The 17,099-nt window shown below is 52.4% G+C and carries 15 protein-coding genes; 7 read left to right on the top strand and 8 right to left on the bottom strand.

Features of this window, described 5'->3' with window-relative positions:
• Positions 1 to 41: 41 nt before the first annotated feature.
• From K3T82_RS14655 to K3T82_RS14640, 4 genes are all read right to left on the bottom strand, one after another.
• Positions 42 to 1,280, bottom strand: coding sequence for an ornithine cyclodeaminase, nickel-pincer nucleotide-dependent (locus K3T82_RS14655; RefSeq protein WP_220194183.1), 1,239 nt, complete (start codon positions 1,278 to 1,280; stop codon positions 42 to 44).
• A gap of 117 nt (positions 1,281 to 1,397) precedes the next feature.
• Positions 1,398 to 1,955, bottom strand: coding sequence for a CRISPR-associated protein Cas4 (cas4, locus tag K3T82_RS14650; protein ID WP_220194182.1), 558 nt, complete (start codon positions 1,953 to 1,955; stop codon positions 1,398 to 1,400).
• Positions 1,956 to 1,998: 43 nt separating this feature from the next.
• Positions 1,999 to 2,406, bottom strand: coding sequence for a hypothetical protein (locus tag K3T82_RS14645; protein WP_220194181.1), 408 nt, complete (start codon positions 2,404 to 2,406; stop codon positions 1,999 to 2,001).
• A 65-nt stretch (positions 2,407 to 2,471) separates the two neighbouring features.
• Complete coding sequence (locus K3T82_RS14640; protein WP_220194180.1) at positions 2,472 to 3,047, bottom strand: HDIG domain-containing metalloprotein; 576 nt, start codon at positions 3,045 to 3,047, stop codon at positions 2,472 to 2,474.
• A 351-nt stretch (positions 3,048 to 3,398) separates the two neighbouring features.
• Between K3T82_RS14640 and K3T82_RS14635 the strand changes: the two genes are divergently transcribed.
• The 3 genes from K3T82_RS14635 to K3T82_RS14625 all read left to right on the top strand — a co-directional run bounded on the left by K3T82_RS14635 (position 3,399) and on the right by K3T82_RS14625 (position 5,957).
• Entirely contained in the window at positions 3,399 to 4,412 is a 1,014-nt protein-coding gene (locus K3T82_RS14635; protein ID WP_220194179.1) for a dipeptide epimerase, read from the top strand.
• Positions 4,413 to 4,648: 236 nt separating this feature from the next.
• Positions 4,649 to 5,299 (top strand): ATP-dependent Clp protease proteolytic subunit, encoded by a 651-nt coding sequence (locus K3T82_RS14630; RefSeq protein WP_220194178.1) that lies wholly within the window; start codon positions 4,649 to 4,651, stop codon positions 5,297 to 5,299.
• A 13-nt stretch (positions 5,300 to 5,312) separates the two neighbouring features.
• Positions 5,313 to 5,957, top strand: coding sequence for an ATP-dependent Clp protease proteolytic subunit (locus tag K3T82_RS14625; protein WP_220194177.1), 645 nt, complete (start codon positions 5,313 to 5,315; stop codon positions 5,955 to 5,957).
• A 79-nt stretch (positions 5,958 to 6,036) separates the two neighbouring features.
• Here K3T82_RS14625 and K3T82_RS14620 read toward each other — a convergent pair whose 3' ends face one another.
• Together K3T82_RS14620 and K3T82_RS14615 are read right to left on the bottom strand one after the other, a co-directional pair.
• A complete protein-coding gene (locus K3T82_RS14620) occupies positions 6,037 to 8,529 on the bottom strand; it encodes a DUF4012 domain-containing protein (RefSeq protein WP_220194176.1) in 2,493 nt (830 codons plus the stop codon).
• A 451-nt stretch (positions 8,530 to 8,980) separates the two neighbouring features.
• Positions 8,981 to 10,396 carry a DNA polymerase Y family protein gene (locus K3T82_RS14615; protein WP_220194175.1) on the bottom strand — a complete coding sequence of 472 codons (1,416 nt, stop codon included), beginning with the start codon at positions 10,394 to 10,396 and terminating at the stop codon, positions 8,981 to 8,983.
• Positions 10,397 to 10,836: 440 nt separating this feature from the next.
• On the opposite strand from K3T82_RS14615, the gene K3T82_RS14610 reads away from it, so the two are divergent.
• The 4 genes from K3T82_RS14610 (at position 10,837) to K3T82_RS14595 (ending at position 15,127) form a co-directional block, all read left to right on the top strand.
• On the top strand, positions 10,837 to 11,586 hold the full coding sequence (locus tag K3T82_RS14610) for a hypothetical protein (RefSeq protein ID WP_220194174.1): 750 nt from the start codon (positions 10,837 to 10,839) through the stop codon (positions 11,584 to 11,586).
• Positions 11,587 to 11,852: 266 nt separating this feature from the next.
• Entirely contained in the window at positions 11,853 to 12,635 is a 783-nt protein-coding gene (locus K3T82_RS14605) for a GspE/PulE/PilB domain-containing protein (protein ID WP_220194173.1), read from the top strand.
• A 121-nt stretch (positions 12,636 to 12,756) separates the two neighbouring features.
• Positions 12,757 to 13,686 (top strand): NAD-dependent epimerase/dehydratase family protein, encoded by a 930-nt coding sequence (locus K3T82_RS14600; protein WP_220194172.1) that lies wholly within the window; start codon positions 12,757 to 12,759, stop codon positions 13,684 to 13,686.
• Positions 13,687 to 13,972: 286 nt separating this feature from the next.
• Entirely contained in the window at positions 13,973 to 15,127 is a 1,155-nt protein-coding gene (locus K3T82_RS14595; protein ID WP_220194171.1) for an inositol-3-phosphate synthase, read from the top strand.
• Positions 15,128 to 15,298: 171 nt separating this feature from the next.
• On the opposite strand, the gene K3T82_RS14590 is transcribed toward K3T82_RS14595, so the two are convergent.
• Positions 15,299 to 15,505 (bottom strand): carbon storage regulator, encoded by a 207-nt coding sequence (locus K3T82_RS14590; protein WP_220194170.1) that lies wholly within the window; start codon positions 15,503 to 15,505, stop codon positions 15,299 to 15,301.
• A 592-nt stretch (positions 15,506 to 16,097) separates the two neighbouring features.
• Positions 16,098 to 16,979 carry a sigma-70 family RNA polymerase sigma factor gene (locus tag K3T82_RS14585; protein WP_220194169.1) on the bottom strand — a complete coding sequence of 294 codons (882 nt, stop codon included), beginning with the start codon at positions 16,977 to 16,979 and terminating at the stop codon, positions 16,098 to 16,100.
• Positions 16,980 to 17,099: the final 120 nt, after the last annotated feature.

The following is a 17,099-nucleotide window of genomic DNA, read 5'->3' as shown; positions in this document are numbered from 1 at the left end:
AGTGTACGCGACTACATATGCCCTATGGCTTCCTGGTTTGGTTAGACCTCAGTTCTTTCGATCTCGTTGAGGGACTCCACCAGTTCGCGCAGGAAGAGTTCGGCGTCGGTGACGAGGCCCGCAGCCTGGAAGGTACCGCGATCCGCAAGCTTGGTCACGACCGCTGGATTGATATCCACAACCACCGTGCGCACACGCGCCGGAAGTAGATTGCCCGTAGCGATAGCATGTAGCATAGAGGCAACCATGATCGTCATATCGATATCCTGCACAACCTCGCGCATTCGGTGCTGCGCCTCTGGCATGTCAGTGATAACACCTGGCATGGGACCGTCATCGCGAATGGAGCCAGCAAGCACCAGAGGCAGGCCACGCTTCAGGGCCTCGTAGGTAATGCCCTCACGCAACAGGCCAGCCTCGATGGCCTTTTCCAGCGAGCCGATGCCACGCATAGCATTAATGGCGCGCAGATGGTTGCGATGTCCACCCTCAACCTGCTCGCCTGTTTTGAGATTGACACCCAGGGAGGTGCCGAAGAGCGCGGACTCGATATCGTGTGTGATGATCGCGTTACCACCGAAGATGGCATGGACATATCCACGTTGAATGAGTTCCGCTACGTAGCGGCCCGCACCGGTATGGATCACAGCGGGACCCAGCACAAAGAGGATCTTACCGCCTCGTTTGTGCGTCTCGCGCATCTGGCGAGCAATATTTTTGATAGCAAGGACCTTGGCACGCTCGGAGGAGACATCACTCTGCATGAAGGCAAAGGTCTCCTGACCACGCTCACGCTCGTAGGGCTGAACACGAATTCCCTTATGCCCAACTACGATCTTGTCGCCCTTCTGCACCTCATGCATCGGCTTGCAATAGGCATGCTTGTGTTCAGGCTCAACCACGATCACCACATCCATCTCGATCCCGTCAACCGTCACCCACTGTCCACCAATGCGGATCTGTGTAGGCAGGTTAGTTGTGGAATAGAAATTGGGGGGCAACACGCCATCCTGCTCCACCATTTCCGTCTGAGTATCGTGAGCGTCTACCATAACCGCGCCAAACTGCTGCAACTCCGAGATAATCAGTTCGAGCGTTTCGGGGTCCTGCGCCTCTATCTGGAGACGCACATAGCTTGGCTCCGACTTATGTTTACCGATAGTAATTTCCTGTACTGTAAAATTGCCGCCACGGTCCATGATCGTGTCCCAGGCGCGAGGAAGCGACCAGGAATCGATAATATGCCCTTTCAACTCCACCACTTCATGAAATGTAGCCATAAATAGATCCTCACTTCAAATAGGGGTAACCCATACACATCTAACCTGATGCCAGTGTAGACCTTTGAGCGAGGGCTGTCAATTGAGGGGTGAGTTTTGTACAGAAGCTCTCAGCTTCTATTTATTGCGTCCAATGGGGCAGATTTGTTGGAAGACACAGGCGCGGCACTTGTTGGCTCGCTGGCTTGCCAGAGTAGGAATATCACGGGAGCCGTAGCGCTCCATCTCTCCCAGCAAGCGAATGACCTTCTTGCGCAGAGCAGGAGTGTAATCAATAGTGAAATCATGATCGGCATAGCGAAGAAGACCATGCGTAGGAGGCATCGCGGAGTAGTCCTCAAGGATCAGGCAATAAGCCGCGACTTGCAGAACGTGGTTACTCAGGGGTTGAGTCAGGCCCGACACGGTGAGTTTGAGCGCCACAGGGATGAGTCGCCCATCGTCGTGTTGAGCAATATAGTCTGGCTTGCCAATGAGGGGATACTCGCTAGAATAGAGGGTTTCCCCCTCATTATCAACATCCTCGTAAACCAGTTCGCCTGGCAGGTCAAGCGCCTGGCGGCGCTCATTATGCAAACGCTCTTGCTGACGCGAACGCTCATTATGCCAAAGCATGAGTAGAGCGAGAGCGATGAAGAGCAGGCAGAGTCCAAACGTTAACAGGATGCTACCCAATGCGTTTCCCCCCTTTCCCAACACATTTCTGACAAATACAGCCTTATTTCAGAAAGGCGGACGAGATAATCAGAAGCAGCGAGAGAACAACGAGCCCCAAAATCACGGGGACCAGGCGGCGCATAGCGCCCTCTGAGCCAGGTGTGATTATACGCTCATCCGCCATCTCCTCGACATCCGTGCCCTCACGCTGCCGCGCATTCTCATCCTCAAAGGCCCCTCGACGCAAAAGCAATTGCTCGACGACATGATACTCAGGCAGAGAAGGAGCCTGGGCATCATGCTTGTTCTCCATCTCGACGAGGCGCGCGAAGAGTTCGTCGTCGTTCCCCTGAGCGATAGGATCATAGTGCTCATGCCACCAAGCGAGTGAGCAATGCTCATATGAAGCAAGCTCACTGGCAGTAAAGAGCCGCCGCGATTGATGCCGGGGTTTACGAGACTGCTGCATACTGTCTACACTTCCGTTCGCACGCTGCGCCGAGGCGAGCGCACCAGATAGTATCAAAGGACATACTAGGCGTCACTACCCGCCAGACCAAGTACATCGGCGATGCCAGTCATGGCCTCGATGACAAAGGTAATATGCTCGTTTAGATCGACGCCGAGGCCTTCAGCACCCTTTACCAGATCATCGCGATTGACACCAGCAGCGAAGCCCTTGGCCTTCATCTTCTTGCGCACCGAGGAAGCTTCCAATCCAATGATACTCTTCGTTGGGCGCACCAGGGAGGTCGCGGTAATCATACCCGTCACCTCATCGCAGGCATAGAGGGCTTTGGAGAGCAGGTCAGAACGTGGGTTTGTCTCAAGGTTTAGATCATTATGGGCCAGGATAGCATAAATAACACGCTTATCATACCCGGCGTCACCAAGCCAGACCGCCGCAACCTGGGTATGCTGGCTCAGATCGGGATACTCTTCATAGTCGCAGTCGTGTAGCAGGCCCGCCACGCCCCAGAGCTCTTCGTCCTCACCATACTTGCGCGCGTACGCGCGCATTGCCGCCTCAACCGAGAGCATATGCCTTTGCAGGCTCAGATTGTGTACGTGACTTGTCATAAGTGTATAGGCGTCTTCTCGCGTCGGCATACATATTCCCTTTGCTAGCATACGATTCTATGATAGGCGCGCAGACAGCACGCAACGAGAGGCATTGTCAGAAAACATTATAGCATAGCTTGCTGGAAATGCTGCCTCCTCGCTTTGATCCCCTTTACCTGAATATGTTTATCAGCTAGAACAATGTCCAACATCTCTTGTTATCAAAAGCATATTCTTCTTGCATTCTCCGATGAGTAGTGACCATCCCCTCTTCCCATAGCGCTCGTCAGGCTGTTAGAATGTAGCATAGGCACTTATCACTGATGTCCTAAACAAAAATCAACGCCGCAGGTGCGGCTAGAGCGAACGCCTTGTCTGAATACATGGAAAGAGGGAAAAATGATCCATATTGACGCACGTCCCGTAGACCTCCAACTCACGACGCCCTTCCGTATTTCACGCTCAGTTCAGCATGTTGCGGCGAATGCGGTCGTAGAATTGTCGTTTGGCGAGCAGGTAGGCTATGGCGAGGCAGCACCTAGCCGCTACTATGGCGAGAGCGTAGAGACTGTCCTGGCCTGTATCGCACTCTTCGCGGGCAACCTGGGCGACGATCCTTTCGCTATTGAAGAGATCATGACTCGCCTGGATAAGGTAATACGCCTGAATCCAGCCGCCAAGGCCGCAGTCAATATGGCCCTCTATGATCTTGTGGGAAAACAGCTTGGAGTACCGCTCTATAAGCTGCTGGGCTTAGATCCTACACGCACGCCTCTGACATCGTTTACCATCGGCATAGACACACCAACTGAGATGGCGAAGAAGGCGCTCCTGGCGAAAGACTACCCTGTGCTTAAGATCAAGGTTGGCACGAAGCAGGACATCGAAAACATCAAGGCTATTCGCGAGGTCTCATCGGCGGTCATCCGCGTGGATGCCAACGCGGGTTGGACGCCAAAGGAGGCCATCAAAAATATCAATGCCTTAGCTCCCTATAATATCGAGTTTGTTGAGCAGCCGGTGCCAGCCTATGACCTGGCAGGCCTGAAACTCGTTCGAGAGAACGTGCCCTTGCCCATCATGGCCGACGAAAGCTGTGTCGCACCCGAAGATATCCCCAGGCTGAGCGAATGTGTCGATGCCATCAACCTGAAGCTGATGAAGAGCAATGGTATCAGCAATATCCTCAAGATGATCCACGTAGCACGCGCGCACGGCCTGAAGATCATGCTAGGTTGTATGATCGAGAGTTCACTTGCCATTACCGCCGCTGCACACCTGACCCCGCTCGTCGATTATGCTGACCTGGATGGACATCTGCTTATTAACGATGACCCTTATACTGGCGTAGGCGTCGAGCGAGGCAAGCTCATCCTCCCCGATACCCCCGGACTGGGCGTCGCCACACGCTAAAAGCTCCCGTAGCGTATACATGTTTCTTGACGGAAGACATAGCAAGGTCGTCTGGAGAATTCCAGGCGACCTTACTGCTCCTTTGGGCGTGAAGATGGTACGCTAAAAGCTCCCAGGCGCTATATTGACATACATCGACGCTTTCAGTATCATACGGTCAACTATCAGAATGCGCCTCTTGTAAGATTGAAAGCAAAAGCAACACATTTATACGCGAGATGCCAGAAGGAGCACATATGAACCCGATCTGGAGCAACCATGGCACTGAAGAAGGCCAGACCGCGCCTTCTATAACAAATATGGCCTCGTATCGTCGAGAAAGCGTCCGTATCAATGAAGTTCCCTCCCGACTCCTGAGAGAGCGTATCGTCTTCGTTCCTCCTTTTATCAATGATGAGATCGCCAACTACCTGATTGGAGTGCTGCTCTACCTTGAAAGCGACGACGCCACGAAGGAGATTAGCCTCTACATCAACTGTCATGGCTCCCTTGATGGGAACCTATACTATGGCCTGGGCATCTATGACACCATGCGCTACCTGAAGCCAGAGATCACGACTGTATGCCTGGGAGCGGCCCAGGGAGTTGCCGCAGTGCTCTTAGCGGCTGGAACCAAAGGAAAGCGCTTCGTCCTCCCACACTCGCTCGTTGTCCTGCATCAACCATTGAGCTCTATCAAGGGACAGGCCAGCGATATCGAGATTCGCGCGCGTGAGCTCTTGCGTCAGCGCCAGAGCTTCTATGAGATCCTCGCCGAGCACACGGGACGCAGCGTCGACGAGATCGTACTGGACGCCGACCGCCGTCGCTATATGAACGCCAAGCAAGCGGTTGAATATGGGATTGCCGACGAAGTGATTTCACGCGAGGAACTGGCTGAGAAATAAGGAGAAAACTCTCATGGGTAGCATTATTCATCCCCGCGATCTGCGCTGGGGTGGTGAGGTACAGCGCCTGGGTCTGCATTCCGTACGCAATGAATATGGGCGCGGTGGTGAGCGTGGAGGAACATACAGCATCGAAGACATGCTGCTGAAGGACCGCATTATCATGATAGGCAAGCCCGTCGACGATATGGTTGCCTACCAGACAATCATGCTCATGCTCTACCTGGAACATGAGGACTCGTCAAGTGATATTAGCCTGTATCTCAACACCCCTGGTGGTAGCGTCACGGCTGGACTGGCGATCTACGATACCATGCAATATATCAAGCCCGATGTCTCAACACTCTGTGTTGGCATCGCTATGAGTATGGGTTCCGTCTTACTAGCAGGAGGCACGAAGGGAAAGCGCTTTAGCCTACCCAACTCCACTATTCTTATCCATCAGCCCCTTATTTCGGGCGAGATCGCGGGTCAGGCCGCAGATTTGGAGATCGAGGCTCGCGAGATCATCCGCACACGTAGTGAGTTGAATGAACTGCTCGCGAAACACACGGGACAGAGCGTAGAGCGCATTGCTCAAGATTCGGATCGTGACAACTATCTCACCGCCCAGCAGGCCGCAGAATATGGCCTGATCGATGAGGTTTTGGAAAACTAACAATTACACCAATAGCAAAAGAGAAAGAGGCTGAGCCTGCACTACAGGATTCAGCCTCTTTCTCTTCTCTGGCTTATGATTACACGCCGGGACCAGGGTAACAATTATTGTTATTCGCGACCGCATTGGTAGGGCTCTTGCTCTGGAACAGGCGGTCCTGGGTCAAGGGACCGTTGTAGTAGACGCCCTGAGACGAGAGACTGGCGCAGTTACCCGAAGGCGGGAGCAGCGAGAGATCTAGTTCGGGAAAGGTACCGCTCTGACGTTGCACCAGGAGTTGATAGGGATCTTTCCCCATAGGTGGCACATACCAGGAGACACTCGCAGAAAGTGTGCAGTTCTTGGGAACAACCAGATAACCCGCGAACATTGCGCGTCCTGGTTCATCGCTCTGGAAGTTAGTCGGCTCGCCAATTTGGTTCAAGGGGTGCCACTGCTGATAGTAGGGATCATCAAGCATGGGTGCGGAGGCACCAGCCTCATACTGCCCTGGAGGGCAGATGAGCTGTTGATGCGAGTAGATGCCATCGCGGGAACAGGTACCAAAGCCACCGCCGCATAACGGGTCATTTGTATAGAAACCATCACCACCCAGGAACTTCGCAGAAGACGGCACATAGATGCGCACATAATCACGCAAGGTATCCAATCCATACACGGAACCGATCTGGTTATACGCCAAGCGTATCTGAAGTACGTGGGTAGCCCCTCCCTGCGCGTCCAGAGTGACATTATCCTTAAAGATGCTACGCGTGAACTGTGATGCCTTGCTAGCACTGACATTGGCCTGCACGATATAGAGACCATCATGCGTCGTTGAGCGATCAATTTCGGCGGCGTAACCATAGCGACTAAGCAAGCTCTGCGCCTGCTCGTTGTTCAGATAGACCTCCAGATCCTTCGTCTTCAAGTTTTGCATGAACATCGTACCAAGCAATAATAAATCGTTGAGTGGAGCCGATTGAATACGCTCCATCAGCACTTTCGCCAGGCGACTGGTAAAGAGCTTACGTGCTTGCGCCGGGTCCTCCACATGTTCGACGAGCTCGGCCTTGCGAATCCCGGCATTATCTAGCTGATAGTAGTGTAGGCGCTCCTCAAGGTTCTGCGATGTTATCGTCTCATGATATTCATTGATGGTAATGGGACCAGTCACCTCCAACACACGCTCGATCAAAAAGGGCGAGAACATGATCACACCATCGACATCGCGATTGACCTCGCTATGATATAAGTCGGTAATGATCTTCGCCGAGGTCGGGAAGTCGGCTGAGAGATTGGCATCGCGAACACCCCAGTTGGCAAAAGGCCACCAGGAGCGGTACGCGCTGGGAGCAAGCTGACCATTAGTGGGATTGCCAGCCACATACTCAATAAGAGAGATGTCCTTCAGTGTCAGGGGGGAGAAACGACCGCCAGAAACCGTAAGCTCGCCGTACTGCCCATTGAAACCACCAGTGGCGCGTAGCTCACCCCGGTCCATTGTCTGCACCAGGAAGGTGCGCTGCTTATCAACACCCAGAAGCCAGCCCGCGACGGAAGTCAGATTATTAGCAAGCGAGAAACCTTGCTCAACCTGTGGTAACAACTGCAGGTATTGTTTAGCCTGAGCGCGCTGCTGATCGCTTAAAGGGAGAGCATCGAGCGAAAGTTGGTGCAAACTCGTAGTGATGCGCTCAAATCTAGGCTGCATAATCTTGAGGGTCTGCTGGATCAAAGCCAGATCGCTGGAGGTCACCAGGGGATCTTTTGACGAGGCCAGGAGCGGCTTGCTCAATTTGGGAGCCAGCTTCATGACCAGGTGCAGCGCGTCCTCTCCCATATATGTCGCCTCAATGCCAATACCGAGAGCCTGGCGCGCAGCCACAATCTGTTGCTGATAAGAGGAGCTGTTCTGCTCCACCAGATGCACAAACGACGAAGTATTGAGGGTCTGCTGAGCTATGGTAAATTCTGTGCGCGCGTCCTGCAGCTCCTTGAGAGAGAGCTTCAGCTTTTGCTCATTCAAGATATTGGGCTGCTTCTGTGCGGGATTAAGCGCAGTAGAGCCTGAGAGCAGCGTTTTGATGTTCTGGAAATGCTGGACCCCCTGGTTGGCATGCTCGCGTAGCGAGTTATAGGTAGTCAATCCTTGCATAGCATAGACGATGCCGCCCGCGAGAGGGGCAAGAATACAAAAGACCAGGAGCAAACGCACCGCTAGCGAGAGCCTCTGCCTCTTTGTCATTTGCTTGAGAGAGGAAGGGGAGAACGTCTTTTTGAGTTGCGCGACACGGATAAGCAGGCCCTTCCCACCCTTCCCAGTGCTTTTCTGGTTGCGTTCCTTCGTCTCCGCAAAGTGCAGAGAGGGAGATGCCCCCATTTTGACTGTTGGCAAATCCTCCACGGCCTTCGGCGCGGGAACTACACCAAATCTGACTGCGGGAAGATTCTCAACCTGGGGAGAGGTGGAAGGTATCTCAGTTTTGATCGTTGGTAGATCTTCTACTGCCTTCGATGCGGGGACCACACCCAACTCCACCGTAGGCAGGTCTTCCACGGCCTCTGGTTTTGGTGTGACTGGATACTCCATAAATGGAGGAGGATCCTTTTGTTGTCCATTCTGTCTAGCCTTTATAAATTGCTTTTTTGCTGCTTCATCTTGCAAGGGTACCACCGTTTTCTCTTCTCTGCCTAGCAGATATAGCTCTTGTGCTAAAAAATAAATAGTAGCTAAAGTTATATAGAGCGAGGGGAGAAGTCACGTAGATAGCAACTTCACAGCACTGTGAAGCAGAATAAAACAAAATAATTTATTGCCAGAAAAACGGCATAGGTACAAAAAAGGGATAGCCATCACTGCTATCCCAACACGTACATCGATATATGCCCTCGCCTTAACTATAACGTCTCGACAGAGTGACATGTTTCAATATAAGTACTTTTTTATTGTGCCCGATAACATTTTGACAAGGAAGTGGGCATCCGTAGCGCAGGCAAAAGAGCCACACCTGCATATGCCATCTGAACGCCGCTATAGAAAACTAGCGGGAGAGCTTGCGTGTGGGCCTACCGCGAGCACGAACAGCTGGAGGGTAATATGAGGGCAAGGCAGCGATAATATCGCCAATACGCAACTGCACCTGTAGATAGTGATTAGCCGCCTTGTGATAGTGGGCAAAGAGCATCAGGCTATGATGTGCAATCACATCGGCATCATCGGTATGGCGGGAGAGAAGCATTTGCCCTCCCATCGATTCTTCAGCCGTCGTCACAGCCATCTCTTCGCCATCCTCACCCATAACCAGCTTGCGAGTCTCACGTTTCTGAGGGCGATCAGGCCAGAGAATGAGAGCAATGGATTGCCCCTTAAGTCGTTGCTCACGCAAACGCTCGCTCAGATAATCGGCAAGCTTACGTACGGCAGCGCAAGCCTCGTCCGCATCGGCAGGATGGTGAAAGCGCACGCGCGCATTCTGGCTCAAAGGGGGTACATCGGGAATAACCAGACTGATGTCCTCACCGCGCGCGACATGATAGATCCAGCTTCCCAGACGTCCCAGGCGGCGCGAGAGGCCCTCCTCAGCCAGGCCAGCGACTTGCGAAAAATTGGTAATTCCAAAATCGCGCAAATGCGCAACCATCTCCGCAACTGCGATAGGATCGGCCTGCTCACCTTTGACCTCCACCTCAGAAGTGTGCGCCCCATCGCTCTCAGCCAACTCTGGCAAGGCGCTGGGAACACCTGTGCCAGCCGAACGCAACTGAAGCAGCATTGAAAGGGGAAGAGTTTGCACAAAAGAGGCTTCACGACCAGGAGGCACATAGAGCACCCCTTGACGCCCATCGCGCCTGCTCATAAGCGCGGCCAATTCAGCAATAGCCTTACCATTAGCGATCCCAACCTGCGCCGTCAATCCCATCTCCGCGATCTCCGCGCACAGGCGCTCACCAAGTGTAACCGGGCTATCGAAGGCCAATTCGCACCCACGCAAATCGATAAAGGCGTCAGCAAGGGCCAGCGACTCGACAATACGTGAATATGCCCGGTAACGCTCACGCAGTTTCTGTAAGAAGGGCTGATAGCGCTCATTGGAGGCGGGCATAAAACGCGTGCGCGCCGCAATACGATGCGCGCGCCGCAATGGCATGCCAGGAGTAATGCCCAGGCGCACGGCGGCAGGCGAGGCATCAATAACACGGCCTGGCTCATTGGGACGACCATTGCCGGTCCCAATCACAAAGCTCAACCCGCGCAGAGTAGGGTCAAATATCTCTTCGAGCGTGCAATAGAAGTGGCGAATACGCACATGCATAATGCCCTGGCGTAAGCGAGCGCGCTCGGCTGCGAGAGAGACCTGCTCTGGCGCGGACTCGTCGTCTCGCGCGAGGAAGGCTTGTTCACCTGGTTGTTGCTCTGTCGGTGCCAGTGGTGGCGATGATTGGAAGGATCGTTGCATATTCTTCTTCAAGCTCTTTGCTACTAGTGTGATAACAGCACAATATCATATCTGTAGGCACAGGCCTGTTACTTTATTTTATGACAAAATTAGGCTCGATGACAGCAAAGCCAGGAATAGCTGCTTCTTACAGCCCCACCTGACTTATGGGCTTTGAGGAGACACTACTATAAACGTAAGCGAACGAGCAGTTTGCGCATGTCTCGCCAACATAGGAAACAATGTGTACTTCTCATTGTATACGCCCGATACAGCCTGTCAAGCTACTCATATCCCAGGTCTGGGATTCCAAACGATGTACATCACCATTTTCACCTGAGCATTGATGCCCACATCCCCTTGGACACGAGCCGCACATTAATGCAAATCTTTCTGCAAGGGAATAGGTTGAGTGCCGTACAATGGAAGAGAAAGACACACATCGGGAGGAGGTGGTGAAGATGGAATTAAATGATGGCGAGTTTCACGCACGCCTGTCGACCCTGCTTGCCCCATTACAAACATACAGCGAGCCTGCCGCGCTTCGGAATATGCAGTTGTGCTTGCATTATTTCCTGACTAATGCCCAGGCACTCTATAGTCACCACCTGCCAGCACTCAAGCGGTTAGGTGGAGTTAGTGAAGGCTGGAACTTCATTGGAACGCATGAGCGCATCGCCCTGCGCTATCGCTGCTGGCAATGTCTGCGTGAAATTGAGGCACAATGTACCCGTCTGGTTCCATGGGGTCAGCTGGTCAGTACCACTCTAACGGCAATGCTAGAGCAGCTAGAAAGCCTGCCAGAGCAGCAAAGCAAAATACAGGCCGCATCAGCCTCTCATGGAATCACCCATGAGCGCGCACGACATGACCTGATCGCGCTCTTCCAACCGTGGCTTGAGATGTATCATCGGCAGCCACCTTTCCTCTCAACGCTGGGCCAGAGTGGCCTATCACCACACACACTGCGCAAACTAGACACGGGCTTCCTCTCGCTTCTGCTTTGTGTGCTCACCTTGTTAGATGAAGGATTACCAGCGATATCAGTCGCCCTCTCTCAGAGCAAGCATCAACAATCAATGGCAATTCTGAACCTGCTCCAGAAGAACGATTTCCTGGTCAAGCAGACCCTTGGTCTAGTGCGCGAACTTAACGGGCTACGCTCACAGCACGCCCCCACAACAGGAAACTCACAAGGATATGTAAAATGATCTTAACCAGGAAGAGCCACTTTTAACAAAAATGCAACCGGCTTGATGCCTCTTCCGGGTATAGTTTGCGGTATGCTTATCTAGGCATGCATCCATATGGGTCTGAGCAAACAAGGGGTGTTGAAGGGATTCCGCTATGGTCTTATGCGAAAACCAACCCTCATACGAGGGCACGGCGCCGCTCTCGCAGCTAACGCTGCCCCCATGCGGGGAGCACGGCGCGCTCAGGTTTCCGGATAAGGAATATGAACAAAGAGAGGGCTTTCGTGTTATCTCATGAGCAATTAACCAGCACATATGCATACACAGAGATAGTATCGCTGCACGACCTTGAGCAGAGCGTACAAACAGATGAAGTGCAGAAACAAGAAGATCTGGCCCTGGTCTCTATGACACTGCAATTTGACGATAAGGAAGCGGCAGAGGTCAGCACACGCTACTTTCTGGAGAATGTACGCGAACTGGTACGAAAAACAGACGATGTCTTTCTGCTCGGAACGACCTTCTACTTTGTACTTCCAGGGGCCAATCAAGAGGGGGCCGCGATTGTACAGGAACGCCTCTGGGATGCCTTACTCTGGCGCGTTCACAATTGCGAGCGCCTTGATATCACACGCCCCATTGGTATGAAAAGCGCCAAAAGCGCGGTCAAAGTACATTCTCTGTCGCCCTCCCAAACCCTCTGGAATCAACTTTGCGCGACGCTCGAAGAACGACGTTACTTCCAATTCAATGCCGACGATACCCAGCCGGAACCACGCGCCATGCAGATGCATGATGATGAAGCGCTATCACAGCTGGCACGTGAGATCGGTGTGCCATACCTTCCTACCCTACCACATGCGCTACCAGCACATGTGCGCCAGCTGGTTGATGAGCGGCTCGCGCGCGAGCTTCATTGCTGTCCCCTTGGTCGTGAGCACAATGTCCTGACAGTCGCGATGGCAAATCCACAGGATGAAGTAACGTTGCGAAGACTCCAACATATCACGGGCCTGACGATCTATCCGGTACTCACAAGTATTCAGGCGCTTCAACGCATACAATGAACCATAAATAAGCTCGCAAGCGCCTCTCATGCCGATACACGTGTTGAAATTGCCTGCGAACGGCGGTTATAATAACCTCGGAAGAGAACCTGAGTAGTTACGAAAGGGGTTGTTATAGCACATGAAGATACTTGTCACAGGCGGGGCTGGCTTTATTGGCTCACATATTGTCGACCACTATATCACGGAAGGAAACCAGGTAGCAGTCGTCGATAATTTCTGGGCAGATGGTGGTGGGAAGGAGGCAAACCTCAATCCTCAGGCACAGCTTATACGCGCGGACATCACGGATGAGGAAGCCCTCGCCCGCGCCTTCGACGAGATTCAGCCAGAGATCGTATGCCACCAGGCAGCACAGCACAGCGTCGCAGTTTCTACACGCCATCCTCAGTTAGACGCTCAAGTTAACGTCCTGGGCTTAATCAATGTACTAAGCAACTGTACACGCGTTGGCACACGCAAGATTATCTTTGCCTCATCAGGCGCAACCTATGGCACCCCAACCCGCTTGCCAGTGGATGAGGATGTCCTCCAACGACCTGAATCACCCTATGGCATTACAAAGCTCGTCGCGGAACACTACCTACGCTACTGGCAGGAAGCCAACGGCTTGAACTACACTGCACTCCGCTATGGCAACGTATTTGGCCCTCGCCAGGACCCCAATGGTGAAGCCGGAGTCATTGCGATCTTCGCCAAGCGTTTCCTGACGCACCAATCGGTACGCATCGACTGGGACGGCGAGCAGAGTAAAGACTATGTGTACGTTGGCGATGTCGCACGCGCCAATGTGCTCGCACTCACACGTGGAGACAACGATATTTTCTGCATTGGCACCAACGAAGCCATCTCGGTCAACAAGATCTACCAGACACTGGTTGGTCTTACAGGCTATGAGCCAGAAATTATTCGCGCCCCCAAGCGTGCTGGCGACCTCTACAAAGCTCAATTCAATTACAGCAAGGCGGAACGCCTCCTGGGCTGGAAGCCAAGCATAACCTTCGAAGAAGGCGTACACGCAACCCTAGAATACTTCCAGCAACAGAATTAATATTTTCCAGAGAGAAAGAAGCGCGCGGTTGGCAGACATGAGGCTGTCAACCGCGCGCTTCTTTCTCTTTACAAAGGCAATCAAGGTAATTAGTTACTCTTATTAAGGAATAAAATTTCTCTTCTTCTCGGTTGTAGTTACGGGACAGCACAATGTTGTTCACACTCTTTACCATAAAGGTGAGGGTGTATGTATCTGTAATGGCTTATAAGACAACCCGCACCGGCGGCATAACGAATATCGGCATGGGTTGTTGAACCCCTTAGCGCATCGAAGGAGAGAGTACATGGCGAAGAGTCGAAAAGTACGGGTCGCGATCATCGGCGTAGGAAACTGTGCCAGTTCCCTGGTACAGGGGGTGCAATACTATCAAAACGCCAAAGAGGATGACTTTATACCAGGACTCATGCATGTCAATCTTGGTGGATACCATATCCGAGATATAGAGTTTACTGCGGCCTTTGATATTGATAGCAATAAGGTTGGTAAGGACCTGAGCGAGGCGATCTTCCAGGCACCAAACAACACCTATCGCTTTGCCGAAGTACCTTATTTGAATGCCAGGGTATATCGTGGCATGACGCATGACGGCCTGGGAAAGTATCTATCACAGGTAATCACCAAGGCCCCTGGAACCACCGATGATATCGTAAGCATCTTGCAGGAGACAAAGACCGACGTCGTCATCAACTATTTACCAGTCGGCTCTGAGACGGCAACTAAATGGTATATAGAACAGATTCTTCAGGCTGGCGTCGGGTTGGTCAACTGCATCCCAGTCTTTATCGCGCGTGAGAGCTACTGGCAGCAGCGCTTCAAGGACGCGGGGCTACCGATAATTGGCGATGACATCAAGAGCCAGGTTGGCGCGACCATTGTTCACCGCAAGCTGGCACGCCTCTTCCGCGAGCGTGGAGTCAAGCTAGAGCGAACGATGCAGCTCAACGTAGGTGGCAACACAGATTTCTACAACATGCTAGAACGCGAGCGCCTGGAATCCAAGAAAGAGAGCAAGACCAACGCGGTCACCAGCCAGCTCGATTACGAGATTGGCGAAGAGAATGTACACATTGGTCCATCAGACTACGTGGAATGGCTCTCTGACCGCAAATGGGCGTACATTCGCCTGGAAGGCCGCACCTTTGGCGACGTGCCACTCAACGTTGAGCTGAAGCTTGAAGTCTGGGATTCGCCCAATTCAGCGGGTGTAGTCATCGATGCCGTACGACTGGTCAAACTGGCGCTGGACAATGGCATCAGTGGGGCACTTGAAGCACCCAGCGCGTACCTGATGAAATCGCCTCCAGTCCAGCATTCTGATGACCTGGCACGCGATATGACAGAAACCTTCATTAGCGAGATAGTGAAGAGCAACGAAGAAGCTTTAGGAGCGGTTCAGAATCAGAAAAACGGTCATAGAGCGAGTGTCAATGTCGAATAAAGCCTAATCTATACAGAAAAAAGAAACACTGCCGGGCGGTCTAAGTACCAGCAGTGTTTCCTTATCTCGTGCATTGCTACCATGTTGTCTTACTGAAACGGGCCGAACTCATGTCATTAATTAACTGGCAGCGCTTATCCACATTGTTTCGTTGCGGTCCACTCCGTGGCGCTAGCGTTGCTGTAGGGTTGAGGGTGAATTCGGTTGTTGCACAGGCGTCTCGGGCACAGATCGTAATAGCTCCTCGCGCACGATACTAACATCTGGCGGAGCGCTAATTCCAATCTTAACGCGCTCGCCTTCGACGGCCAGCACAGAAATGTTAATGACACCAGCAAGCACTATACTTTCGCCAACTTTTCGTCGCAATACAAGCATGCGAAGCTCCCTTCATCAGAAGCAAATTCCAGGCGTCCCTGCGCTGCGATGGCTTCTCAATGCATGTGCTTGACGCGCAGCATTAGTGAAATGGCAAGCCACGATGTGGACTGACCATTGCCGGTTTCAGACGCAAGGCCCGTAGACAATGGGTATCGTGCGCACAATCTGCTCATCGATATACCACCTACTCGAAAACCTGAGCGTGCCGCGCCCCGTATACGGGGCAGCGCTAGCCTTGGCAGCGGCTCATCTCCAAATGGAATCGGTTTTCGCATAAGCCCATAAACTTACGCAAGATAAGTTTCATTTTTCAGTATACATTCCTCTACAACCATGCTCCCCCATTCACGTTCTCTATAATTAACGTCCAATGCGGACACAATTCTCTTAGAGCCTGATGGAGGCATCATTCTCTGCACCCAAAGATCTATATATTACTTTTTTAGAACTTTTTATGACTAAAAGTCGCTATATTCTTATTCCCGCTACCACGTTGTTGACATCACAACTCCATGCCCTAGGACTCAAACGTATGAGGCAAGCGTGTGGGTCACAGAAATGACGTTATATTCAAAGTCCATAGTAAGGATCAGTGTGACTTGCCAGCTCCGCTTGCCGCTGGATGCCGCTTATGCGCGTTCTGGTAGACATACACAGACTGTTCTTCTGCTCGACCACGGCCTTTCCCTCCAGATGGGGCAGCTTCACCTGTTTCATAAGTATTGAGCATAGAACGGAGGCGCACCAACGCTTGCATACGCAGTTGACAGACACGCGACTCAGAGACATTCATAATACGACTGATCTCCTTCATGGTTAGCTCCTCTTTATAGTAGAGGGAAAGTAGGAGCTGTTCGCGTTGTGGGAGATTCTCAACTGAAGAGGAAAGGGCCTGAGTCAGTTCTTCACGTTCCACTGATTCACCGGGGTCCTGCTGTTCTTCATCTTCAAGCAGATCCGCCAGGGAAGCTGTCTCTTCCTCGACATGGGTACCAAGAGGAGCATCAAGCGAGAGCACGGAAACACTCATCTCAGCAAGCATCTGGCGGTAGCGATCCACGGACACATCCAGGGCGTTAGCCGCCTCTACTTCAGTCGCGGGGCGTCCATGGGTCTGCTCTAGTTCCGCTAGGGTCTTTTCGATCTGGCGAATACGTGAGACAGCGGAGCGGGGTAACCAGTTGAGCTGGCGTATCTGGTCGATAACGGCTCCACGGATCCGGGGAGTTGCGAAGGCCTCGAAGCGAACGCCCCGAGCTGGATCGTAGCGATCAATAGCATTAATAAGTCCAATTGTGCCATATCCTATGAGGTCTTCCATATCAAGAAGACTAGTAGGAGGAATACCTAAGCGTCCAACCACGAAGCGCACCAAGGGAGCGTACATCGTGATTAACTCAATACGTAGTTCTGGACTTTTATGCTCCTGGTACTTCTCCCAGAGTTCGCTCAAGGTAATCGTAGCCTGCATAGACCTGTTTGCCACTCCTTTCAGCAAAAATAGTCCTACCCCTTAGTTTGAAAACCTGAGCGCGTTCTTGTTGATACAAACAACGTTGTCTGGCGGCAGCTAGCGCTGTCGCGCTCAGGT

The organism is Ktedonospora formicarum (assembly GCF_016587355.1).
Taxonomy (GTDB): domain Bacteria; phylum Chloroflexota; class Ktedonobacteria; order Ktedonobacterales; family Ktedonobacteraceae; genus Ktedonobacter; species Ktedonobacter formicarum.
Note: the sequence above shows the minus strand (reverse complement) of the source record. Positions and strands in the feature narration are given on the sequence as shown.